Raw genomic sequence first — 20,797 nt, 5'->3', positions numbered from 1 at the left:
CTGCCAGTGGGCAGGGGCCGCGAGTTTTTTGGTAACAAGTTGGGCTGTTTACGACTTGCATACTTCCAACAGTTTCTCCGGCGCGCACAGCTGGATACTCCGATACCCCAGCTCCAACCAGCCCTGCCGGGCGAATTCATTGAGTACCCGGCTCACTGTAACCCGGCTGGCAGAGACGGCGGCGGCAATGTCGTCCTGAGTTGAGAAGACTGTGCCATCTCGGCTGGCCAGTGTAAGCAGATAGTTGGCAACCCGCCACCGGGCGGGACGGAATGCCATCTGGTCCACCTGGCAAGACAGCAGCCGTACGGTGCGGGCCAGGTACTTCATCATAGCCAGGGCCAGCTCCGGGTCACGGGCAAACTCCTGGGCCACCAGTTCCCGGTCGATGGGGACGATCTCGCAGGGAACCAGGGCCACCGCCGAGGAAACCCGGGGCAGCTCGTCAAAAAAGGAGGCCTCCCCGAAGAGGCTCCCAGCGCGGTAGATGTTCAGAACCCGCGACCCTCCGTCCTCTGACTGGATAAAGCTCTTTACCTGGCCCGATTTCAGAAAATAGAAACAGGTGGCCTCAGTGTCCTGAAGATAGATGAGATAGCCCGGGGAGCAGCGCACCGGGGGCCGGCTTTTGGCAAAGGTTTCCCAGATGCCGGCGGGGAAGTCCAGCTCAGGATTCATAGCGTTTCCGCTCCATGCCCCGCCTGCTCCCTAAGTTGGGCCTTTACCATGTCCAGCAGGGGAGTGTATGGGGGGAAGTGTTCTATCAGCGGACGGCCGTCCCGACCCTTCCAGCAGGAGAAGTCGCTCATCGTGTAGAGGACACAATGAACATGGAGGATATCCGGCTTTCGCTTAAAAAAGCCTCTGTGCGGCTTCGGTGGCGGCAGCTCTTTCAGGACTGCTTCATCCCGCAGCAGATAGCCAGAAGTGCTCAGTTCCAGATAACCCGCTAATGTGTCTTCCACCCAGACCACCCAGACAGCTCCGCTTATACCGGGAACATAGTCCGCTGCCCGGTCCAGCAGGTTTGAGACGGTGGGGGGATGGTCCATCTCCTCAATTTTGGTGTTGGGGGCGTTGCAGTCGTCTGCCATACAGACGCTGTCCCGGGTCCATTGAATTTTCAAGAAGGACATTTAAACCACCTTGCCTCAAGGAAGGAGCTTCCCAACCCTTGGATTTTACTGTTCCACACCTGTAATATAAGCGTCGAAGATTTTATCCAGTTCCTCTGGCGTATAGGTCTTGTCGGGTTTCTCCCTGATAATTCGTTTGAGGTCGTACACGGTTGCTTTCTGAACGATCACAATTTCCTTTTCGGTCAGCATTTTGTCGGCCTCCTTTTCATATTATGAATTTATTTTACCATAGAACGGTATGGCTGTCAAAAGATTTTATTAACTATATCATACTTTACATTCTTTGGACAGGCCCTGTGGTAAAATCCTTTCAACAAACCGTTAAGGAGGTATTTTTCCTATGGGAATGACAATGACGCAAAAGATCTTGGCTAAAGCCGCCGGACTGGACAAGGTGGAGCCCGGCCAGCTGATTGAGGCCAAGCTGGACCTGGTGCTGGGCAACGACATCACAACCCCGGTGGCCATCACCGAGTTCGAGAAGGCGGGCTTTACCCAGGTCTTTGACAAGGAAAAAATTGCCATTGTGCTGGACCACTATACTCCCTGCAAGGATATCAAGTCTGCCCAGCTGTGCAAGCAGGCCCGGGAGTTTGCCCACAAGCATGAGATTACCAACTTCTTTGATGTGGGCCAGATGGGTGTGGAGCACGCTCTGGTGCCCGAGAAGGGCCTGGCCGCTCCCGGGGAGGTCATTGTAGGTGCCGACTCCCACACCTGCACCTACGGCGCTCTGGGGGCCTTCTCCACCGGCATCGGCTCCACCGATATGGCTGCTGGTATGGCCACCGGACTGCTGTGGTTCAAGGTGCCCTCCGCCATTAAGGTGACGCTGAAGGGAAAACTCCAGCCCCAGGTGTCCGGCAAGGATGTGATCCTCCACCTGATTGGGGAGATTGGCGTGGACGGGGCGCTGTACCAGTCTCTGGAGTTTGCCGGGGAGGGGGTAGCCAGTCTGTCCATGGACGACCGCTTTACCATCTCCAACATGGCCATCGAGGCCGGCGGCAAGAACGGTATTTTCCCGGTGGACGAGAAGACCATGGAATACATCAACGGTCGAGTGAGCCGCCCCTGTGAGGCATTCTCCGCCGACCCCAACGCGGTCTATGAGCAGGAGGTGGTCATCGACCTGGACCAGCTGGAGCCCACCGTGGCCCTGCCCCATCTGCCTGAGAACACCAAAACGGTGTCCGAAGTGGCCGGTACCCCCATCAATCAGGTGGTTATCGGCTCCTGCACCAACGGCCGGATCAGTGACCTGCGCATCGCCGCCGCCGTGATGAAGGGGAAAAAGGTGGCCTCCAACGTGCGCTGTGTGGTCATTCCCGCTACCCAGGAGATCACCCTCCAGGCTATGAAAGAGGGGCTTATTGAGACCTTTATCCAGGCTGGCGCGGCGGTGTCCACCCCCACCTGCGGCCCCTGTCTGGGCGGCCACATGGGCGTAATGGCCGAGGGGGAGCGCACCGTCTCCACCACCAACCGCAACTTTGTGGGCCGCATGGGCCACACCACCTCTGAGATCATCCTGGCCTCTCCCGCCGTGGCAGCCGCCTCCGCCATCGCCGGCTGTGTGGCCGACCCGAGAAAGTGAGACTGTTGTGCGAGACCTGACTGAAGATGTCGTCAACACCGCCCACAACTTCGTCCAGAATATGCAGCAGTATTTTGATACTCCACTGGACTACTCCATTGAGAGCCTGGAGGAGATCGACGAGATGCTGGACGGCCTGGGGGCGCGGCGGACGGAGATGACCGAGGATGCTTTCTTTGATCTCTACTCCATGACGGGCTGTTATGTCTTTGAGACGGCCCGCCGGAACTACGGTGGACAGTACTTCTGGATTCAGGAGGAGCAACAGCCTGGCCTGGCGGCGGGACACCCCGACTTCCTGGTGGTAATCAAGGTCTGGGAGAAGGTCAAAGGCCGCCTGATTAAGGGGGAGGAGGACAACATCCCCTACTACATCGCTGGGTACAAAGAGCACATTGAAATCGGCAAAACAAAACCGGGCTACCATGTAACCATCGTCTAAGAGAAAAAACGAAGTTTTTTCGAAAAATTCTTTTTGGTACTTTTTCTTATAAGAAAAAGTACATAATAACCAGTCAGAAAGGACGGAACCAATATGAAGGTTTATAAATACGGCGCCAATGTGGATACCGACGTTATCATCCCGGCGCGACACCTGAACGATCCCTCTCCGGCGGCCCTGGCCAGCCACTGCATGGAGGACATCGACGCAGACTTTGCCTCTACCGTGGAGGCGGGGGATATCATTGTGGCCGGGCCCAACTTCGGCTGCGGCTCCAGCCGGGAGCACGCCCCCCTGGCCATCAAGTCCTGCGGGGTGAAGTGCGTCATCGCGCCTTCCTTTGCCCGCATTTTCTACCGCAACGCTATTAACATCGGGATGCCCATCGTGGAGTGCCCCCAGGCGGCGGAGGAGATCCAGGCTGGGGACCAGGTGGAGGTGGACTTTGCCACCGGCGTTATTACCGACGTGACCACCGGCAAGACCTACCAGGCCGCGCCCTTCCCTGCCTTTATCGAGGGTATCATCCAGAGCGGCGGTCTGCTCAACTCTCTGAAGGAGAGAGGAGCGGCGAAGTAATGGCGGCTATCGTCATCAGTATGGATTCCCGGAAAATGACCAACCCCGATTTGGACATCCGCTACCTCCTGCCTGACCGCATTGAGGAGTGGTCGCAGGGGGCACTTACCGACGACGGCTACGACTATGTGGACCAGGACGGCCACATTTTGGCGGTCTGGCTGGAGACGGGGGACCCGGAGGGCTGGTGGCCCAAGGTGGTGGAGCTGCTGAAAACGGAGCAGTTCTGTGATAACGACCTGTCCCAGTCTGCCCTGGTGCTGATTGCGGAGGAGTCCGGGGCGGAAATTATGAAGTGCTGCCAGGTCTGGCCGGAGTAAGCCGTGGAGGAGCAGGAACTGATCCAGCTGGTGCTGGACTTTACCCGGGAAATGAACGATCTCCAGGCCGTATTTTATCCCAAGCTCAGGCAGGACAGAGCAAATACCGCTCAGGTATTCGCACAGTACCAGGTCCAGGCGGACGGGCTTTACACCCGTTACCTGACCCGGAAGAAGCGAAATTATTACTATGGCATCAGCTATCCTCCATTTTTCCAGGGCGTGACGGACAGCGCACGGTTTACAGTGGAACAGGTCAAAAGCCGTTGGGTTGTGGAGGTGCTGATTGAGGAAGTGACAAGGGATTTTCGTTTCAGTCTGGTGTGCCGCAGCGGCGTATGGCGTATTGACAGCTTCAAACAGCGTTACCACTCCATCGGCAGAGAAATTGTCTATGGGTGGCTGTACGGAAATTTTTAACAGACTGGAGGCCGTAAAACGTGACAGAGGCGGAACATCGAAAACGTCTGCTGGACCTGTTGGATCAGATCCCCACAGGAGTGCCCGCCGGGTGGGAGAAGGAAACCCTTGCGGTGGGCGGGCTGATGTACCTGGGTTTTTCCAACCTCCAAACCGAGAAGCTGGTGGTTATTTCCTCTCAGAGGCAGAGCGTCATTGACTGCGGGACGGGGGAGAAGACCTGCTGTGAGGAAAACTATGACGAGCAGGACCTGATTGCCTGCGCCGAGCCCCTGGGAGACGAGCTGATTCCCATCGCTGGTCTGGAGGGCGGAGGACTGCGGCGGTCCTCACCGGCGGGAGACGGTCTGTACCTGGCCGCCCCCTTCTGGCCCAGGGAGCAGATCATATTCATGCCCCAGTACGTCTCCTGGTGGTATCAGAACCCGGAGCGGTGTACCGTGATCTTTGACGATTATGGAGTCCTGGCCTGGGGTTTCAGCCGGTGCGGAGATTATCTCGCCATTGGGACCTCCAGCGATTTACACATTTTTAGACGAACAGGAGAATAAACGATGAACTATAAAATTGCTCTCATCAAGGGCGACGGCATCGGCCCCGAGGTGGTGGGGGAGGCCGTCAAGGTGATGGACGCCATCGGTGAAAAATTCGGCCATACCTTTGAATACACCGATGTGCTGATGGGGGGCTGTGCCATCGATGCGGTGGGCAAGAGCTACCCCGACGGCACCGCCGAGCAGTGCAGGGCCTGTAACGCCGTGCTGCTGGGCGCGGTGGGAGGACCCAAGTGGGGCCACTCTACCGAGGCGGACAAGCGTCCAGAGACTGCCCTGCTGTCCATCCGCAAGGACCTGGGGCTGTATGCCAACCTGCGTCCCGCCGCTCTGCGTCCCGCTCTGGCGGAGGCCTGCCCGTTGAAGAAGGAGACCGCCGACCGGGGCATCGACCTGATGATCGTCCGGGAGCTCACCGGCGGCATCTACTTCGGCAAGCGGGAGCGATACGCCACTGAGGACAGAGGGGAGGAGGCCGCCGACCGGATGGCCTACTCGGAGAAAGAGATTGAGCGTATCGGCCGCCGGGGCTTTGAGTTGGCCCGTCTGCGGGAGAAAAAGCTGGCCAGCGTGGACAAGGCCAACGTGCTGGAGACCTCCCGGCTGTGGCGGCAGGTGATGCACAGGCTGGCAGAGGAGTACTCCGATGTGCAGTACGAGGACGTGCTGGTGGACAACATGGCGATGCAGCTGGTGAAGGACCCGGGCCAGTTTGACGTGGTGGTCACCGAGAATATGTTCGGGGATATCCTCTCCGACGAGGCCTCCATGATTACCGGATCCATCGGCCTGCTGCCCTCCGCCTCCATCGGCGATACCGCGCCGGGGCTGTATGAGCCCATCCACGGCTCCGCCCCCGACATCGCCGGCCAGGATAAGGCCAACCCCATCGCCACGATTTTATCGGTGGCCATGATGTTCCGCTACTCCTTTGACCTGCCCGCCGAGGCCAAGGCCATTGAAGACGCAGTGGACGCCGTGCTCAACGAGGGTTGGCGCACCGCCGACATCGCCAAGCCCGGCGAGGAAGTGATCGGAACCCTGAAAATGGGCGAGCTGATTCGGGCAAAGCTGTAAGCTGTGTACCAGGCCCCTGATCGGGGATGGTAAAAAAGAGCTTTAAAGATGACAGTGCTGGTCTCAAAAAGAAGCCAGCACTGTCAATTTATGATATAATGAACCCATCATAAAAACCGATTACAGAAGCTGGAGGTATTATTATGTTTTGGAAACTGCGAATGCACCCTGGAGAAGAGGAGCGAAAGGTATACGCAGAGGCGGAGGAATATGGAATTATCTGCGGCGCACAGGACTTACAGGGAATTGCTGAACGGTTGGATAAATATATAAAAAAGACAAAAGTGCGTGGAGCAGGGCTGAACAAATATATTGGGCGCAGCCATCTTGTGAATGGCGGTGAAAACTGGTATGAGTGGAGCATTGGTATTTCATACTCAAAAGAGGGATGTTTAAGCAATGAGCAAGGCCGGTTGTGGTATTTTGAGTTAATGTCAAATCGGCATTATCATATAGAGCAAAATATATCAGAGAGGGTTTACGAATTTCCCGAACGTAAAGATGTGCTGTACTACTTTATTTTGGTTAAATATTACTGGTATTATGAAGAAAATGGCAGAATGGTGTGCGCCGATTCTGATGACGCGCGAAAAAAGCGGGAGGCGTTTTTTCGGGGCTTATTTGACTGCATTGGATTTCCGGTAGAGGTTTTGTATACATATCCCAAGGATTCCGACGGTATCTTCTGTAAATAGAAGGAGGGACTGCGTGAACAAGAGCGAATGGGTTGCAGACGCCGTCAAAAAGCTGGAGCGTGTCTACCGTGCGAAGTGCGGACAATGTGGTTTACAGTTTGCATATACGGTGACCACCGCTGATACTGATATGGTTCCGATTTATTGCGGAAGCGCCTATAATCCGGAGAACAAAGTGCTTGCAGTTGCGGAACGGACCAGCGACGAATATTATCATGGGTGTGAAGGCCGTCTGCCTGGACGGATGGAACAGATTTTTGGGGGCCGTTTTGTCTATTTAAACTATAGATCGAAGTGCCCATGCTGTGGTGGTGACTTCGTGAAACGGGAGGTGGTTTCCTGGGATGCGTATTTGAGCGGGGGAGAAAAAGCGTTCATTGTATTCTGCGACGAAGCGGATCAGCAGAAGGTGAAAGAGATTTTATAAAACATTCTTTAAAGTTCTGTGAAAATTTCCCCCAAGGGTAGCAAACAGGGAAAAAATGCGCTATAATGAAGCAGAAATACAAAAGGATAAGAGGTCGATATTATGTCAACTAGCCGCTATGAAAGCCCCCTGTCCTCCCGCTACGCCAGCGACGAGATGCAGTACATTTTCTCCCCGGACAAGAAATTTTCCACCTGGCGCCGGCTGTGGGTAGCCCTGGCCCGGGCGGAGATGGAGCTGGGCCTGCCGGTGACCCAGGAGCAGGTGGACGAACTGGAGGCCCACATCACCGACATTGACTACGACAAGGCCGCCCAGTGGGAGAAGAAGCTGCGCCACGATGTGATGGCCCACGTCCACACTTATGGCGAGCTGTGCCCCAAGGCCATGCCCATCATCCACCTGGGGGCCACCAGCTGCTATGTGGGGGACAATACCGATGTGATTCTTATGCGGGAGGGATTGGAGCTGGTCCGGGAGAAAATCGTCCGGGTGCTGGCCCATCTGGCGGACTTTGCTGACAAGCATAAAGCCTTGCCAACCCTTGGATTTACGCACTTTCAGGCCGCTCAGCTGGTGACCGTGGGCAAGCGGGCAACCCTGTGGATGAACGAGCTGCTTATGGACCTGGAGGAGATCGACCACCGCATTTCCACCCTGGCTTTGCTGGGCTCCAAGGGCACCACTGGGACCCAGGCCTCCTTCCTGGAGCTGTTCGAGGGAGACCACAAAAAGGTGAAGCTGCTGGAGGAGAAGATTGCAAAGGAGATGGGCTTTACAGCCGTTGTCCCCGTGAGCGGGCAGACCTATTCCCGGAAGATGGACTACAACGTGGTGTCTACCCTGGCCGGGATTGCCCAGTCGGCCAGCAAGTTCGCCACCGACCTGCGTCTGCTGTGCCACCTGAAGGAGGTGGAGGAGCCTTTTGAGAAGAACCAGATCGGTTCCTCGGCCATGCCCTACAAGCGCAACCCCATGCGGTGCGAGCGGATCTGTTCCCTGGCCCGGTACGTCATCGTGGATGTGGGCAACCCCGCCGTCACCACTGCGACCCAGTGGTTCGAGCGTACGCTGGACGACTCCGCCAACAAGCGCCTGTCCGTCCCCGAGGCTTTCCTTGCGGTGGACGCAATCCTGAACATCTGGGCCAACGTGGCCGCTGGACTGGTGGTCCACCCCAAGGTCATCGAGAAGCACATCCTGGAGGAGCTGCCCTTTATGGCCAGCGAGAATATTATGATGGACGCGGTGAAGCGGGGCGGCGACCGGCAGGAAATTCACGAGCGCATCCGGGTTTTGTCCCAGGAAGCTGGCTATAACGTGAAAGAGCTGGGGCTGTCCAATAACCTGATTGACCTGATGGCGGCGGACCCTGTTTTTGGTATGACCAAAGAGGAGCTGTCCGCCCATCTGGACCCTGGCGCCTATATTGGCCGGTGTCCGGAACAGGTGGAGGAATTTTTACGTCAGTGTGTTGGCCCTGTGCTGGAGAAGTATGCTCAGGCGCTGGAGGGCGAAGAGACAGAACTGAAGGTCTAAGGAAAGGCAGGCGGTGGGAGTATGAATCGCAACGACAGGCATCCATATCTTTCGGCGGGATTGACCGCCTTTGCAGTAATTGCGGCGTCACTGTGTCTCTTTTTTGCCCTGTTCCACTTTCAAGAGGTGGCTCAGTTTTTTAATACATTGGGGGCGATTCTTCGGCCAGTCTTCATGGGGGCGGTGATTGCCTTCCTGCTGCTGCCCGTCCACCGGACCATTTTGAAATGCCTGACGGCCATGACCTCGGAAAAGCGCACCAAAAATCAGCGGGATATGGCCTTCCTGAACCTGACTGCCATTGTGCTCAGCCTGCTGCTGGCCATGCTGCTCATTTATCTGCTGCTGGCCATGGTCCTGCCCCAGGTTTATGACAGCGTGGTAGGGTTGGTTCAGTCCATCCCGGACTACATGGAGGTGGTCCAGGAGTGGCTTCAGATTTTCTTTGAGGACAATCCAGAGATCCAGTCCACGGTGATGTCCATCTATACCTCCGCCGCCGTCTCCCTGGAGCAGTGGCTGAACTCTGATATCCTGCCCAATCTAGAGTCCATGTCCACCACACTGGAATGGCTGCGGAAAGACATTATTCCCAACCTTACCGGAGTGGTGGCGGGAGTGTCCGGAGTGGTGGTGGGCTTCCTGGTGTTGGTAAAAGATTTGCTCATTGCCCTGATCGTATCGGTCTACCTCCTGGCGCGGAAAGATATCTTCGCCGCCCAGAGCAAGAAAATTGTCTACAGCCTGTTTCGCACCGACATTGGCGATTTGATTGTGGGGGAGGTTCGCAACGCCTACAAGATTATGAGCGGTTTTATCAATGGAAAATTGCTGGACTCCCTGATTATCGGTATCCTCTGTCTGATTTGCTGCAACCTCCTGAAATTCCCTTATCCCGCCTTGGTGTCCACCATCATCGGAGTGACCAACATTATCCCTTTCTTCGGGCCATTTATTGGGGCCATTCCCTGTGGGCTGCTGATTTTTCTGGTTAATCCGCTCCAGGCTGTCTATTTTGCCATCTTTATTTTGGTCCTCCAGCAATTTGATGGCAATATTCTCGGCCCCAAAATCCTGGGGGAGTCCACCGGCCTGGCCTCCTTTTGGGTACTGTTTTCCATTCTCCTTTTTGGCGGTCTGTTCGGTTTTGCTGGAATGGTGCTGGGGGTGCCCGTCTTCGCTATGATTTATGGCATCATCAGCCGGGTGGTGGCCTATAGGCTGCGTTCCCATGGACTGCCGGTGGACACCGAAGACTACATGGGAAAAACTGGACCTATGGACCATTTTCACGTAAGAGCCTCTGAAAATGAAGAAAGAGAAAGGAGAACATGATGAACAACGAAGAGAGGATCCTGCAAATCCTGGAGAGACAGGAAAAGACGCTGGAGAAGCATGGAGAGATGCTGGAAAAGCATGGAGAAATGCTGGAGAAGCATGGGGAAATGCTGGAGAAGCTGACGGCAACTGTGGATAGGATCCAAATCGACGTCTCCGGCATTAAGGTCCGGCTGGATGTTGAGGTGAAGCAGCAGTTCGACTTGCTTGCCGAGGGACAGCAGATTATCCGAGAGACGATGGTCCCGCAGAGCCGGGTAGAGGAGCTGGAGGCCGATGTCAGCGTCCTGAAAACTGCGGTTAGGATGTTGTCTCAAGATGTAGCCGAACTAAAAAAAGCACAATAAAAATACCGCCTCCACTGCGTGAAACAGTGGAGGCGCATTTTATGATGGGAGTTTTGCCTTTCCGGAGATATCCTCCATACGGATTTTCCAGACGGCGGTGACAGTCAAGCTTTTCTCCACGGCGGGTGAAAAGCCGTCCATATGCTCCGGCGTCATCTTTTGGCACAGTGCCTGGAGGGCGGCAATCTTCTCCTCCGGGTCCTTCACCTCGCTGGCGGTGCCGGTAACAATGACGGACTGAAAGTAGGTGGAGTACATGGCCGGGGGGACGAAGATGGGACGGTCGTCTCCCACGAAGGTGACACACACTTGAGGAAACTGGCGCAGCAGATCCACTTTCCGTCCCTGTTGGGCGCAGTGGAAATAGAGGCAGTCATCCAGACGAACAAAGGACAGGGGCAGGCAATAAGGGCAGGGCTCGCCGGTAGACAGGGCCATAACGCCATGGGTGCAGCGGTCAATCAGAGCCAGGGAAAAATCTCGATTCTGTGCGCGGTCAATTCTTCTCATCTTGTTCCTCCTTGGACTGATCCAGCAGTCTGGTGATGTTCAGATAGAGGGCAGAGGGGTCGGAGTGAAAGGCTTCTTCCCAACGCAGAGCCTGTTCCCGGCTGGGAGAGAGCAGGGACAGGTGGAGCAGGGGAGAGCTGTTGTCCTCCAAGGCGAGACAGAGGGTGACTGTACCATCTGTGTTATCTATGAGCTGAGAGCGGACCTGGGCCTCTTTGCGTAGGGCGTCGTTCACCTTAATCAGATTGTCGTCACAGTGAAGCCGTACTGAGCGGGGCAGGCTGCTTTGACAGATCTGACTGTTGCGCCGGCCCTTTTCAGTAATAGCGTAGCGCTCCTCCTCCAGCGCCAGCTGGCCGGTGGCTACCATATGGTCCACGGCCTGGCGGAGGGAGAAGTAGTCAACCCCGGCATCAAACAGGGCCAGCTCAAACAGCTGCAAAAAAGTGATAGGGCCGGCGGTACGATCCATAATATAGAGAATCAGCAGTTTCAAATCCAAATCATCTTGAATAAATCCAATGCGCGGCATGGCAGGTGCCTCCCTGTAGGTCTTTGTTGCTTTTATTATAACGGGAAAAAAGAAAAAGGGCAAGAGAAAAACGCTCTGCCCCGCACCAAAACCCATCTGGCACATAAGATAGGTTGTAAGCCAAACCCTTACCGGGCGTTCCAACGCCTGTGACCATCCAAATCTAGGAGGGAATTTTATGCCAGAAAAGGTCGTACCCGGCCCCATCAGCGAGGACCGCAGTATCCGGGAGGCCGTATGCATACACACGAGAAAGATTTTTGACTCATGCCGGGACAAAGATTGTGTTGAAGACCTTCGGGTCTACCCGACCCGCTGCTCCCAGGAAGTGATTGACCGGGCCCAGTCTATCAAGGCAGGGACTGCCGAGCTGCTCTATGCGTACATTGATGTGGAACCGATCACCTTTAACCGGGGGTTCTATACCGTGGACGTGCGGTATTTCTATCGGATTACTGCCGACGCCTTTGTAGGGGCTGCCCGACCGGTGCAGGTGTGCGGGCTGGCGGTGTTCTGCAAGCGGGCGGTGCTCTTCGGCAGTGAGAGCGGCTCCAAGAGCTTTACCTCGGAGGGCGGCGAGAACCAGGTCCAGTGCGTACCCCAGTCTAATCTGCCGACGGCGGTGGTGGAGGCGGTGGATCCGCTGATCCTCAACCTGAAGCTGGTGGACGTATGCGAGTGCCGTCCCTGCGATTGCGGCTGTGTGGATATTCCCATGGCGGTGGCCGCCTGCTTCGGTGACGAGCTGGTGACTGGCGGCGACCAGCACCGCGTCTTCGTAACCCTGGGCCAGTTCTCCATCATCCGCATGGAACGGGATACCCAGCTGCTCATCCCCGCCTATGACTACTGCATCCCAACCAAGGACTGCAGCTGCGACAATGACAGATGCCAGGAGGACCCCTGTGACCTCTTCCGCCAGGTCCAGTTCCCCGTGGACGAGTTCTTCCCGCCCAATACCATTACTACCACCAGCAGTGCTTCCAGCAACGTTTGCGGAAGCTGCTGCCGGTAACACAGGGGGCCGCTCAATGGGCGGCCCCTCTGCTTACATCAACGGCGCGAATACACGCAGGATATTGCGGTAGAGTTGGAGGAGGATATTCAGGTGTCGGAACTGCCGCAGAGAGCAGGGCTGAGAGAGCTCCAGCGTCTTCAGGAAGTCCGTCCGAATATCTCGGATGCAGGGGGCTTCGCACAGCCACACGCCGTCCTCGAAGTGCAGGAACAGGCTGCGGTAGTCCAGATTGACGGTGCCCACGGTAGCAAAGCGGTCGTCAATCACAAAGTTTTTGGCGTGAATAAAACCGGGAGTGTATTCATAAATTTTCACCCCCGACTCCAGCAGAGGGGGATAGTGGGCGCGGGTGACCTCAAAAACATACCGCTTGTCGGGGATATGAGGGGTGATGATGCGTACATCAACCCCAGACTTGGCGGCGTTGCACAGGGCGGTATTAGTGGCCACATCGATAATCAGATAGGGAGTAGTGATATAGATATAGTTCTTGGCCTTGGCAATCATGTTGAGGTAGACCGCCTGACCTACCGTTTCCCGGTCCAGAGGGGTGTCGGTGTAGGGCTGGACGTACCCGGTCCAGGGCCGCACCGGAGCGGCAGGGGGGTGAAATCGCTCAAAATCCTCGTCCCAATCGGCAATATTGTCCCACATGGTGAGGAACATCACGGTCATGGACCAGACCGCGTCCCCCTCCAGCAGAACGGCGCTGTCCTTCCAGTGGCCGAAGCGCTCCTTGACGTTGATATACTCGTCTGCCAGGTTGATACCGCCAGTGAAACCCACTTTTCCGTCAATAATCAGCAGCTTTCGATGGTCCCGGTTGTTCAGCCGCAGGGACATCACCGGCAGAAAGCGGTTGAACACCCGGCACTGGATGCCCTTTTTAGTCAGCGTCTCGTTGTAGTCCCGGGGGAGGGTGAACATACAGCCGAAGTCGTCGTACAGTACTCGGACCTCCACGCCCTGGGCGGCCTTTCGCTCCAGGATTGTCAGGATGCTGTCCCAAAAGACGCCAGGCTGAATAATAAAGTACTCCAGGAAGATATATTTTTCCGCTTTTTCCAGCTCCTCCAGCATACGGGGGAAGGCGGCGTCCCCCAGGGGGAAGTACTCCGTCTCGGTATTGGTGTAGGCGGGGCAGGCGGCCCTGCGCTCCAGATAGCTGGCCTGTCCGGCGGCATCGCCCCCCAGCGGGAGAAGGTCGTCCGCCTTAAAGTCCTCTCTCAGCGCCTGAGCGGACTTCTTCAGCATTCCCCGCATCCGCTTTTGGGTACGTTCGGGGACGTAGCCGCCCCCAACCAGCAGGTAGAAGATACCGCCGAAAACAGGGAAGGGCAAAATAAGCAGGAGCCAGGCGATTTTATACCCCGGCTCCATTCGGCTGCCTACAATGGCCACAGCGGCGATGACACTGGCTGCGATGCAGCACCAGTAGAAGATTTCCAGATATTCAGAGAAGATGGACACCATGAAAAACAGGGTGGCCAGCTGTACCGCCAGAGCCAGAGACATAAACACAGAGCGGTGGAAGAGAATATAGAGCAGTTTTTTCATGGCAAACCTCCGCAGGAGGGCGGGACGCGCCCCTCTGCCATTGGACCCTATTGCTGGGGAAGGACGGTGCAGCTGATGGCGTTGTTTTCGATGGTAATCAAACCGTAGCTGGACCGGCTGGCGCCGGGATTCAGCATCCACAGGCCGTCCTCCAGCTGCTCGCAGACGGCGCGGTGGGTGTGGCCGAAGAGGAGGATATCCGCCCCCACGGCCCGGGCGTCGGCAATTGCCGTATCGTAGCCGCTTTTGACGCCCCAGCGGTGGCCGTGGGACAGGAGGATGGATTTTCCCTCCAGGGTGATCTGCTTTTTGACCGGAGTGGCAACTCCCCAGCCGTCGCAGTTGCCGGGGACCAAGCAGAAGGGCAGCTTGGGGTAGTGCTGGGACACCTCCTCGGCGTCGTCCATCATGTCCCCCAGGTGAATGACTTGCTGGGGCTTATGGCGGTCAATGGCGGCGTACATACCGGACAGGGAGCGGTGGGAGTCGGAAAAGACTAAAATATTCAAAAGTGTCACCTTGCCCTTTCTTTGCATATACTGGAATAGTTAGCGCAGTTAAAATCAACGGCTCTCCATATGGGGAGAAACATCAATAGGGAGTGGTGGATATGGAATCCAAGGAGAACAGGATGGGAGCGGCCGCGGCGGAGCTGATGAAAAACCGGGAGGCAGTCTCTCAGCTGGCCCAATCCAGCGACGCCCAAAAGCTGCGGGAGCTGCTCCAGCGCCAGGGCGGCGGAGTACAGCAGGCGGCGCAGCAGGCGGCGGCGGGAGACCCCAGCGCGCTGATGGCCATTATGGACCAGCTGATGCACAGCAAGGAGGGGGCCGAGCTGGTGGACCGCATTGGGGCCCAGGCCAGGCAGGCGGGGCTGAACTAGCACACATTCCGAAGGGCGGCAAGGGACAGGGGGGAGACCCGTGGCGGAGTTTGAAGACAAGCTGAATTCCATACTGGGCAATCAGGAGGCTATGAGTCAGATTATGGCTTTGGCCCGCTCGCTGTCCGGGGACCAGCCGGCGGCATCCGCGCTGGAGGGACTGGATGGCCCGCAGCCGGAACCGTCCGAACCGCCCGCCACCGACTTGTCCGCGCTCATGGGGCAGATTGACCCCAAGATGCTCCAGGTGGGGATGGATGTTCTGCGCCAGGTACAGGGTACCGAGGACCGCAGTGCCGCCCTGCTCAATGCGCTCAAGCCCTTTCTGCGAGAGACGCGGCGCGCCCGCCTGGACCGGGCCCTTCAGATGACCCGGATGGTCAAGCTGCTCCGGGCCGCCATGAGTGCCATGGGGGGAGAGGAGGGGGAGCGTGTATAACCGTTACATACCGGAAGATGTGTCCTACACTCCGGTGGAGAGACCGCCCACCCCCAGTCCGCCGCCCAGAGCACCCCAGCGGGGACAGCCCCTGCGTCTGCCGGATTTCCTCACAGGAAAGGATGGATTGGCCAGTCTGTTGGGCGGCAAGGAGGAGGGGGGCCTGTCCGGGGCGCTGAAAAATCTTCATCTGGACAGCGGAGATATCCTGCTGCTGCTGATTATGCTGTATCTGCTGGTAGAGGGGGAGGATATCGACTTGGCCATTGCCCTGGGGCTGACCCTCCTTATGGGGCTGGGGGAGGAGTAGCAGAGGCTAGTCCCCCACGGTGTGCAGCCGCTCACCGTCGGGCAGGGCAAAGGAGCCGTCGCTGGGACAGGGGGTCTGGATGGGGGAGTAGGCAGTCATGCGGTAGATCAGGCTGCCATTCACCTCTGTCTCGGCGGAGACCAGCAGGCCGTTGTCCACGCTGACCCAGAAGCGCTGGAGCTGTTGGGAGTGACTGCGCTGAACCTCGATCAGTACGCAGGGCAGGTCCCCACGGTTTTCGTAGCCGGCGGCGAGGATCTCGTCGGGATCCAGTTCCAGAACTGTCTCGTAGGTGGGGATGTGCTGGGCCAGGTCGGAGGATTTTTCGTCTGCGGGAGCGCGCTCATACTGCTGGGACCCCTCATACCAGTAGTACAGCTCTCCGCCGTCGGTGAGGTCGTGGCGGACCACGCCGGATGGGAGAGCCTGACGGCTGTGGGACCAGCCGCCGTCTGCCCAGACCTGGACCTGGGAGGAGGAGGAGCCCCCCTCCCAGAAGGTCTCCACCATCAGCTCCCGATAGTAGCTGGTGGGGCGGGACAGGGTTGCCACCACGCCAGTGACAGTCTGAGGGGCTACTTCAACCCGCTGGTAAGTCTGCTCCGGGCCGCTGGAGTCGGAGGGCTTGGCCGGACTGGAGCTGGAGGAGGGGAGCACTACCTGAGGGGTGTTGCGTACAAACAAACTGCGGCCAAAGCTGGTGAGCATGGCCCCTGCAATGAGGATCACAATGGCAGCGGCAATCAGCAGCCGGTTCTTTTGTTCCAAAGATGTTCCCCCTTACCTGTTCTGTGCTTAGCCCTGAAACTCATCCGGTGGAGCGGTGCGCACCCCAAAGTGCCAGGCAATGGCGTCGGTGATGCGGCGGCAGGCCTGACCGTCCCCGTAGGGGTTGGCGGCGTGAGCCATTTTTTCATATTCAGACCGGTCGGACAGCAGCTGGGAGGCCATTTGGAAGATGGTCTCCTCCTCGATCCCCGCCAGACGCACCGTGCCGGCCTGAACCGCCTCGGGGCGTTCCGTCTCCTTCCGCAGGACAAGCACCGGCTTGTCCAGGGCGGGGGCTTCCTCCTGAAGACCGCCCGAGTCGGTCATTACCAGGCAGCACCGGGCCATCAGATTGTGCATCTCCCGCACGTCCAGAGGGGCGATGAGATGGATGCGGGGGTGGCCGTCCAGATACTTGTGGGCCGCCTCCTGCACCACCGGGGACAGATGGACGGGATAGACCAGCTCCGTTTCCGGGAATGCGTCTGCAACACGGCGCAGTGCGGTCATAATATTTGTCATGGGCTGGCCATAGTTCTCCCGCCGGTGACAAGTGACCAGGATCACCTTTCGACTTCCATAATCCAGCTCGTTGAGAACGGGTTCAAGAAAGGTGGAGTCCTTGATTACCGTTGTGTGGAGGGCGTCAATAACAGTATTGCCTGTCACAAATACGTTCTGAGTGATGGCCTCTCGGGCCAGGTTGTCCCGGTTGCTGGCAGTGGGGCAGAAATGGAGGTCGGCAATAGCCCCCACCAGCTTTCGGTTGATCTCCTCAGGGTAGGGGGACCACTTGTCATAGGTGCGCAGGCCGGCCTCCACATGCCCCACAGGGATCTTGTGGTAGAAGGCGGCCAGGGCTCCGGCGAAGGTGGTGGAGGTGTCCCCGTGGACCAGTACCAGGTCGGGCTTGGCCTCCTCCAGTACCCTGTCCATGCCGGTGAGGCACTTGGAGGTAATGGTGGACAGGGTTTGCCGGGGCTCCATAATGTTCAGGTCGTAGTCGGGAGTCAGAGAGAAGATGTTCAGCACCGAGTCCAGCATCTCCCGGTGCTGGGCAGTAACACAGCACAGAGCCTGGAACTGGGGGCGGTTTGCCAACTCCAGCGCCAGAGGCGCCATTTTGATGGCCTCCGGGCGGGTTCCAAATACAGTCATAACCCTAATTTTACTCATTTGTCGGACTGGTCCTCCTCGCCAAAAAAGTTTTCGGAATTGGTGGGCTGTGTGTGCCGGGGCTTGGCCACCCGGCTGCCGCCGATGGATGGGGGAGGGCTGCCGTCCCCATTATTGTGGTCCAAATACAGCTTGCCCGCCACCGCGCCGGCCACAAACAGGGCCAGCATGAAAAGCATGGCCCGCACCACGCCGATGGTGGTCAGCACCACGGCGGACAGGCCCAGAATGGCACTGATAATATAGAGTACCGCCACCGCCTGCTTCTGGGTAAAGCCCATGTCAATGAGCCGGTGATGGATGTGTCCCCGGTCGGGCTGCATGGGGGACTGACCATGGGACACTCGGCGCAGAATGGCAAAGCAGGTGTCGAAGATGGGCAGGCCCAGCATCAGGAAGGGGACGGCGAAGGAGATAATGGCATAGAACTTGAACAAGCCCTGGATGGACACTGCGGCCAAGATAAAGCCCAGGAAGGTAGAGCCAGTATCGCCCATAAAAATCTTGGCTGGATTCAGATTGTAAGGCAAAAATCCGATACAGGCCCCCGAGAGGGCGGCCATCAGGATTGCTACATCGGGCTCCGCCACAATCAGGGCAATGACCAGCAGCGTCATAGAGCTGATGGTGGACACGCCGCAGGCCAGACCGTCCAGGCCGTCAATCAGGTTCACCGAATTGGTGATAGCCACAATCCACAGCACCGTAATGGGGACGGACAGCCAGCCCAGCTCCCAGTAAGGGCTGCTGCTGAAAATGTTGGGGTTGGATAAAAACTCGATGCGGTTGCCCTCCAGTACAGCGATGAGGGCCGCCCCAATCTGAACCAGAAGCTTAGGCAGGGCGGGCAGGGCGAAAATGTCGTCAAAGATTCCCAGGATGACAATAATCACGCCGCCCAGCAGCATTCCCCGCAGCTCGGAGGTAAGGGGGAGGAAGATCAGCACACTGAGGATAAAGCCAAAGAAGATGGCCAGTCCGCCCATGCGGGGGATTGGGTGGTCGTGCATCCGGCGGGTATCCCGGGGGACGTCCACTGCGCCCACACGGAAGGCCAGAGAGCGGACCACCGGGGTGGAGATGACGGCCACCAGGGCGGCGGTGAGCAGGGCGGCCAGCGCCAGCCCTACAGAAGGAAGTTGGATCGGCATAGTTTTAAACCCCTTTTTGTCTCTGGAGGATTACCGGGGGACGAAACCCACTTTTTTATATACTTTGCGCAGGGTCTTGTTGGCCACGTAGGAGGCCTTCTCCGCGCCGGCCTTGTACACACTTTCCAGATAGGCCTTGTCCGCCAGAATGCGGGAGGCCTCCTCGCGGATGGGCCGCAGGGTTTCAATAACCGCCTCGCCCACAGCGGGCTTAAACTTGCCGTAGCCCTGACCGGCAAACTCCGTCTCAATCTCCTGGAAGCTCTTTCCAGTGATAGCAGAGTAGATGTTCATCAGATTGGCTACGCCTGGCTTGTTGGCCGGGTCGTAGCGGACTGGATGTTCGGTGTCGCTGTCGGTGATGGCCCGTTTAAACTTGCGCTGAATGTCCTCCGGCTTCTCCATCAGGAAGACACAGCCCTCGGGAATGGATTTGGACATTTTGCTGTCAGGCGCAGTCAGTCCCATAACCCGGGCCCCCGCCTTGGGAATGTAGGGCTCCGGCATTTTGAATACGTCGTCATAGATGCCGTTGAACCGCTGAACAATGTTCCGTGTCAACTCCACGTGCTGCTTCTGGTCCTCGCCCACGGGAACAAAGTCTGGTTGATAGAGAAGGATATCTGCCGCCATCAGGGCAGGGTAGGTAAACAGACCGCCGTTTATATTGTCCTTGTGCTTGGCGGACTTGTCCTTAAACTGGGTCATGCGGGACAGCTCACCGAACATGGTATAGCAGTTGAGAACCCAGCCCAGCTCGGCGTGCTGAGGGACGTGGGATTGGATAAACAGGGTGTTTTTCTCCGGGTCCAAGCCGCAGGCGATGTACTGGGCCAGCTGCTCCAGGGTGCGGCGGCGCAGATCAGCGGGGGTCTGGCGGACGGTGATGGTGTGCATGTCCGCCATGAAGTAGTAGCAGTCAAACTCCTCGGCTCGGGCCGCCCAGTTTTTGATGGCGCCCAGGTAGTTGCCCAGGTGCAGGTCGCCGCTGGGCTGAATGCCGGAGAGCATTACCTTCTTTTCATCCATGTGCGTTTGCTCCTTTGTTTCAGGCGTTGCTTTCAACGCCGATATAATATCACTACATTGTACCACCAAAAGAAGAGAAAGGCAACAAAAATTGCGCTTGTAACACAAAAGAATGTGTGATACAATATAATATAGAATTAGATGGATTTAGGAGGGAAGAACATGAAAAAAAGCGTAGTGAGGGCTGTCATATTGTGTGCGGCTCTGGCTGGTGTGATTTTGTGCGTGGGTTTCATTAGCATTCAGACCAATTACACAGTCCAGCCGGACAACAGCAACCTGGCAGAGCAGACGGCGCGGTTTTTGCAGCACAAAACAGCCAGCCCCACAGCGGAGGAGATCAGGATCTATGACTCGGTCAGCCTGGGGAAGGAAAGATATGTGCTGATGGAGCTGTTACAGGCAGGAGAACCCAGTTTGGGCATGATTTTTTTGGAGCAGGGGCCCAATGAGCGATATAAGATCGACCATGTGGGCTGGGGAGACGGCAATTTCCGGGATACAGTGGTGTCATCTGACCAACAGGACTATTTTGTAATAGGCGGGCGGAATACTTATTTTGGAATTAGCAGCCTGAAGGTGGAGGTAGGCGGCCAGGAATATACCCTGGCGGTTCCGGAGGGAGATCATTTTCTGGTCTATACGGAGTTGACATCCTTGGGCGAGAATACCTACATAGACTGGGAGACATTTACATTGTTCAACCGAAGCGGTGCGGATATCACAGATCAGATTTCCTGGAATTAGGAGAAAATTGATTGATTTATCAGTGGCTTGTGCTAAGATGCAATTCGAAAATAGTGCTTGCAATCCCAGGAGACGGTCTGTATAATAATTCACATGTGAATTATAAGGGCTTTCCCACAAAGAGGCTGTAAGTGAAGGGCGTCCCCCAATGATGGCCCACAGCGCGAAATTAGAATGCGCTCAGCAGGGGTTTATCAAGTCGT

At 57.0% G+C, this 20,797-nt stretch carries 28 protein-coding genes; 17 read left to right on the top strand and 11 right to left on the bottom strand.

Translation table 11 applies throughout. From position 1 onward, the window contains the following. Positions 1–48: 48 nt before the first annotated feature. The 3 genes from D1646_RS00690 to D1646_RS00680 are packed head-to-tail and all read right to left on the bottom strand — an operon-like array spanning position 49 to position 1,328. The gene (locus D1646_RS00690) at positions 49–678 is read right to left on the bottom strand and encodes a Crp/Fnr family transcriptional regulator (RefSeq protein WP_160634571.1); all 630 of its coding nucleotides are present in this window, start codon (positions 676–678) and stop codon (positions 49–51) included. After that, positions 675–1,136, bottom strand: a complete 462-nt coding sequence (locus D1646_RS00685) for a hypothetical protein (RefSeq protein WP_160634570.1) — start codon at positions 1,134–1,136, stop codon at positions 675–677. The genes D1646_RS00690 and D1646_RS00685 overlap by 4 nt, the downstream gene beginning before the upstream one ends. A gap of 45 nt (positions 1,137–1,181) precedes the next feature. Further along, the gene (locus D1646_RS00680) at positions 1,182–1,328 is read right to left on the bottom strand and encodes a hypothetical protein (protein ID WP_160634569.1); all 147 of its coding nucleotides are present in this window, start codon (positions 1,326–1,328) and stop codon (positions 1,182–1,184) included. 151 nt (positions 1,329–1,479) lie between these two features. Here D1646_RS00680 and leuC point away from each other — a divergent pair, with 151 nt between their 5' ends. The 12 genes from leuC (at position 1,480) to D1646_RS00620 (ending at position 10,474) form a co-directional block, all read left to right on the top strand. Continuing rightward, positions 1,480–2,736, top strand: a complete 1,257-nt coding sequence (gene leuC / locus D1646_RS00675) for a 3-isopropylmalate dehydratase large subunit (protein ID WP_160634568.1) — start codon at positions 1,480–1,482, stop codon at positions 2,734–2,736. 7 nt (positions 2,737–2,743) lie between these two features. Next, positions 2,744–3,178 carry a hypothetical protein gene (locus tag D1646_RS00670; protein ID WP_160634567.1) on the top strand — a complete coding sequence of 145 codons (435 nt, stop codon included), beginning with the start codon at positions 2,744–2,746 and terminating at the stop codon, positions 3,176–3,178. Between the two features lie 93 nt (positions 3,179–3,271). After that, positions 3,272–3,757: a 3-isopropylmalate dehydratase small subunit gene (locus tag D1646_RS00665; protein WP_160634566.1), complete on the top strand. Its 486-nt coding sequence runs from the start codon at positions 3,272–3,274 to the stop codon at positions 3,755–3,757. Further along, positions 3,757–4,077, top strand: a complete 321-nt coding sequence (locus D1646_RS00660) for a hypothetical protein (protein ID WP_160634565.1) — start codon at positions 3,757–3,759, stop codon at positions 4,075–4,077. The genes D1646_RS00665 and D1646_RS00660 overlap by 1 nt, the downstream gene beginning before the upstream one ends. A 3-nt stretch (positions 4,078–4,080) precedes the next feature. After that, a complete protein-coding gene (locus D1646_RS00655) occupies positions 4,081–4,497 on the top strand; it encodes an NTF2 fold immunity protein (protein WP_160634564.1) in 417 nt (138 codons plus the stop codon). Between the two features lie 20 nt (positions 4,498–4,517). Next, entirely contained in the window at positions 4,518–5,048 is a 531-nt protein-coding gene (locus tag D1646_RS00650) for a hypothetical protein (RefSeq protein ID WP_160634563.1), read from the top strand. A 3-nt stretch (positions 5,049–5,051) separates the two neighbouring features. Next, positions 5,052–6,128: a 3-isopropylmalate dehydrogenase gene (gene leuB, locus D1646_RS00645; RefSeq protein WP_160634562.1), complete on the top strand. Its 1,077-nt coding sequence runs from the start codon at positions 5,052–5,054 to the stop codon at positions 6,126–6,128. Positions 6,129–6,271: 143 nt separating this feature from the next. Continuing rightward, on the top strand, positions 6,272–6,823 hold the full coding sequence (locus tag D1646_RS00640) for a hypothetical protein (RefSeq protein ID WP_160634561.1): 552 nt from the start codon (positions 6,272–6,274) through the stop codon (positions 6,821–6,823). Positions 6,824–6,836: 13 nt separating this feature from the next. Then, positions 6,837–7,250 (top strand): hypothetical protein, encoded by a 414-nt coding sequence (locus D1646_RS00635; protein WP_160634560.1) that lies wholly within the window; start codon positions 6,837–6,839, stop codon positions 7,248–7,250. Positions 7,251–7,352: 102 nt separating this feature from the next. Beyond that, positions 7,353–8,789: an adenylosuccinate lyase gene (purB, locus tag D1646_RS00630; protein ID WP_160634559.1), complete on the top strand. Its 1,437-nt coding sequence runs from the start codon at positions 7,353–7,355 to the stop codon at positions 8,787–8,789. 21 nt (positions 8,790–8,810) lie between these two features. Then, positions 8,811–10,124 (top strand): AI-2E family transporter, encoded by a 1,314-nt coding sequence (locus tag D1646_RS00625; RefSeq protein ID WP_160634558.1) that lies wholly within the window; start codon positions 8,811–8,813, stop codon positions 10,122–10,124. Further along, positions 10,121–10,474, top strand: coding sequence for a hypothetical protein (locus D1646_RS00620; protein ID WP_160634557.1), 354 nt, complete (start codon positions 10,121–10,123; stop codon positions 10,472–10,474). Before D1646_RS00625 ends, D1646_RS00620 begins: the two co-directional genes overlap by 4 nt. Before the next feature lie 39 nt (positions 10,475–10,513). On the opposite strand, the gene D1646_RS00615 is transcribed toward D1646_RS00620, so the two are convergent. Continuing rightward, positions 10,514–10,984, bottom strand: a complete 471-nt coding sequence (locus D1646_RS00615; RefSeq protein WP_160634556.1) for a pyridoxamine 5'-phosphate oxidase family protein — start codon at positions 10,982–10,984, stop codon at positions 10,514–10,516. Beyond that, entirely contained in the window at positions 10,971–11,516 is a 546-nt protein-coding gene (locus D1646_RS00610; RefSeq protein ID WP_160634555.1) for a DUF4364 family protein, read from the bottom strand. Before D1646_RS00610 ends, D1646_RS00615 begins: the two co-directional genes overlap by 14 nt. A gap of 178 nt (positions 11,517–11,694) precedes the next feature. On the opposite strand from D1646_RS00610, the gene D1646_RS00605 reads away from it, so the two are divergent. Further along, positions 11,695–12,531: a hypothetical protein gene (locus D1646_RS00605; protein ID WP_160634554.1), complete on the top strand. Its 837-nt coding sequence runs from the start codon at positions 11,695–11,697 to the stop codon at positions 12,529–12,531. A gap of 33 nt (positions 12,532–12,564) precedes the next feature. On the opposite strand, the gene cls is transcribed toward D1646_RS00605, so the two are convergent. Further along, positions 12,565–14,091 carry a cardiolipin synthase gene (gene cls / locus D1646_RS00600; RefSeq protein WP_160634553.1) on the bottom strand — a complete coding sequence of 509 codons (1,527 nt, stop codon included), beginning with the start codon at positions 14,089–14,091 and terminating at the stop codon, positions 12,565–12,567. Between the two features lie 47 nt (positions 14,092–14,138). After that, entirely contained in the window at positions 14,139–14,600 is a 462-nt protein-coding gene (locus tag D1646_RS00595) for a YfcE family phosphodiesterase (RefSeq protein ID WP_160634552.1), read from the bottom strand. A 101-nt stretch (positions 14,601–14,701) separates the two neighbouring features. Here D1646_RS00595 and D1646_RS00590 point away from each other — a divergent pair, with 101 nt between their 5' ends. The 3 genes from D1646_RS00590 to D1646_RS00580 are packed head-to-tail and all read left to right on the top strand — an operon-like array spanning position 14,702 to position 15,723. Continuing rightward, positions 14,702–14,974, top strand: coding sequence for a hypothetical protein (locus D1646_RS00590; RefSeq protein WP_243153962.1), 273 nt, complete (start codon positions 14,702–14,704; stop codon positions 14,972–14,974). Positions 14,975–15,014: 40 nt separating this feature from the next. Further along, entirely contained in the window at positions 15,015–15,413 is a 399-nt protein-coding gene (locus D1646_RS00585) for a hypothetical protein (RefSeq protein ID WP_160634551.1), read from the top strand. Further along, positions 15,406–15,723, top strand: coding sequence for a hypothetical protein (locus D1646_RS00580; protein WP_160634550.1), 318 nt, complete (start codon positions 15,406–15,408; stop codon positions 15,721–15,723). The genes D1646_RS00585 and D1646_RS00580 overlap by 8 nt, the downstream gene beginning before the upstream one ends. Before the next feature lie 6 nt (positions 15,724–15,729). Here D1646_RS00580 and D1646_RS00575 read toward each other — a convergent pair whose 3' ends face one another. From D1646_RS00575 to trpS, 4 genes are read right to left on the bottom strand one after another with little or no spacing between them, the layout of a single operon-like run. Continuing rightward, positions 15,730–16,491, bottom strand: a complete 762-nt coding sequence (locus D1646_RS00575) for a hypothetical protein (RefSeq protein WP_160634549.1) — start codon at positions 16,489–16,491, stop codon at positions 15,730–15,732. Positions 16,492–16,518: 27 nt separating this feature from the next. After that, a complete protein-coding gene (wecB, locus tag D1646_RS00570) occupies positions 16,519–17,667 on the bottom strand; it encodes a UDP-N-acetylglucosamine 2-epimerase (non-hydrolyzing) (protein WP_160634548.1) in 1,149 nt (382 codons plus the stop codon). Next, positions 17,664–18,818 (bottom strand): MraY family glycosyltransferase, encoded by a 1,155-nt coding sequence (locus tag D1646_RS00565; protein ID WP_160634547.1) that lies wholly within the window; start codon positions 18,816–18,818, stop codon positions 17,664–17,666. The genes wecB and D1646_RS00565 overlap by 4 nt, the downstream gene beginning before the upstream one ends. Positions 18,819–18,848: 30 nt before the next feature. Then, positions 18,849–19,847, bottom strand: a complete 999-nt coding sequence (trpS, locus tag D1646_RS00560; protein WP_160634546.1) for a tryptophan--tRNA ligase — start codon at positions 19,845–19,847, stop codon at positions 18,849–18,851. A gap of 162 nt (positions 19,848–20,009) precedes the next feature. Between trpS and D1646_RS00555 the strand changes: the two genes are divergently transcribed. Then, positions 20,010–20,594 carry a hypothetical protein gene (locus D1646_RS00555; protein ID WP_160634545.1) on the top strand — a complete coding sequence of 195 codons (585 nt, stop codon included), beginning with the start codon at positions 20,010–20,012 and terminating at the stop codon, positions 20,592–20,594. Positions 20,595–20,797 lie beyond the last annotated feature (203 nt).

The sequence above is a fragment of the Pseudoflavonifractor sp. 60 genome (genome assembly GCF_009911645.1).
GTDB lineage: Bacteria > Bacillota > Clostridia > Oscillospirales > Oscillospiraceae > Lawsonibacter.
Note: the sequence above shows the minus strand (reverse complement) of the source record. Positions and strands in the feature narration are given on the sequence as shown.

Bases quoted from the DNA above. Each gene is read 5' to 3' on its own strand.
- D1646_RS00690 (WP_160634571.1), bottom strand. From the start codon at position 678: ATGAATCCTGAGCTGGACTTCCCCGCCGGCATCTGGGAAACCTTTGCC.
- D1646_RS00685 (WP_160634570.1), bottom strand. From the start codon at position 1,136: ATGTCCTTCTTGAAAATTCAATGGACCCGGGACAGCGTCTGTATGGCA.
- D1646_RS00680 (WP_160634569.1), bottom strand. From the start codon at position 1,328: ATGCTGACCGAAAAGGAAATTGTGATCGTTCAGAAAGCAACCGTGTAC.
- leuC (WP_160634568.1), top strand. From the start codon at position 1,480: ATGGGAATGACAATGACGCAAAAGATCTTGGCTAAAGCCGCCGGACTG.
- D1646_RS00665 (WP_160634566.1), top strand. From the start codon at position 3,272: ATGAAGGTTTATAAATACGGCGCCAATGTGGATACCGACGTTATCATC.
- D1646_RS00660 (WP_160634565.1), top strand. From the start codon at position 3,757: ATGGCGGCTATCGTCATCAGTATGGATTCCCGGAAAATGACCAACCCC.
- leuB (WP_160634562.1), top strand. From the start codon at position 5,052: ATGAACTATAAAATTGCTCTCATCAAGGGCGACGGCATCGGCCCCGAG.
- D1646_RS00640 (WP_160634561.1), top strand. From the start codon at position 6,272: ATGTTTTGGAAACTGCGAATGCACCCTGGAGAAGAGGAGCGAAAGGTA.
- purB (WP_160634559.1), top strand. From the start codon at position 7,353: ATGTCAACTAGCCGCTATGAAAGCCCCCTGTCCTCCCGCTACGCCAGC.
- D1646_RS00625 (WP_160634558.1), top strand. From the start codon at position 8,811: ATGAATCGCAACGACAGGCATCCATATCTTTCGGCGGGATTGACCGCC.
- D1646_RS00620 (WP_160634557.1), top strand. From the start codon at position 10,121: ATGATGAACAACGAAGAGAGGATCCTGCAAATCCTGGAGAGACAGGAA.
- D1646_RS00615 (WP_160634556.1), bottom strand. From the start codon at position 10,984: ATGAGAAGAATTGACCGCGCACAGAATCGAGATTTTTCCCTGGCTCTG.
- D1646_RS00610 (WP_160634555.1), bottom strand. From the start codon at position 11,516: ATGCCGCGCATTGGATTTATTCAAGATGATTTGGATTTGAAACTGCTG.
- D1646_RS00605 (WP_160634554.1), top strand. From the start codon at position 11,695: ATGCCAGAAAAGGTCGTACCCGGCCCCATCAGCGAGGACCGCAGTATC.
- cls (WP_160634553.1), bottom strand. From the start codon at position 14,091: ATGAAAAAACTGCTCTATATTCTCTTCCACCGCTCTGTGTTTATGTCT.
- D1646_RS00590 (WP_243153962.1), top strand. From the start codon at position 14,702: ATGGAATCCAAGGAGAACAGGATGGGAGCGGCCGCGGCGGAGCTGATG.
- wecB (WP_160634548.1), bottom strand. From the start codon at position 17,667: ATGAGTAAAATTAGGGTTATGACTGTATTTGGAACCCGCCCGGAGGCC.
- D1646_RS00565 (WP_160634547.1), bottom strand. From the start codon at position 18,818: ATGCCGATCCAACTTCCTTCTGTAGGGCTGGCGCTGGCCGCCCTGCTC.
- trpS (WP_160634546.1), bottom strand. From the start codon at position 19,847: ATGGATGAAAAGAAGGTAATGCTCTCCGGCATTCAGCCCAGCGGCGAC.
- D1646_RS00555 (WP_160634545.1), top strand. From the start codon at position 20,010: ATGAAAAAAAGCGTAGTGAGGGCTGTCATATTGTGTGCGGCTCTGGCT.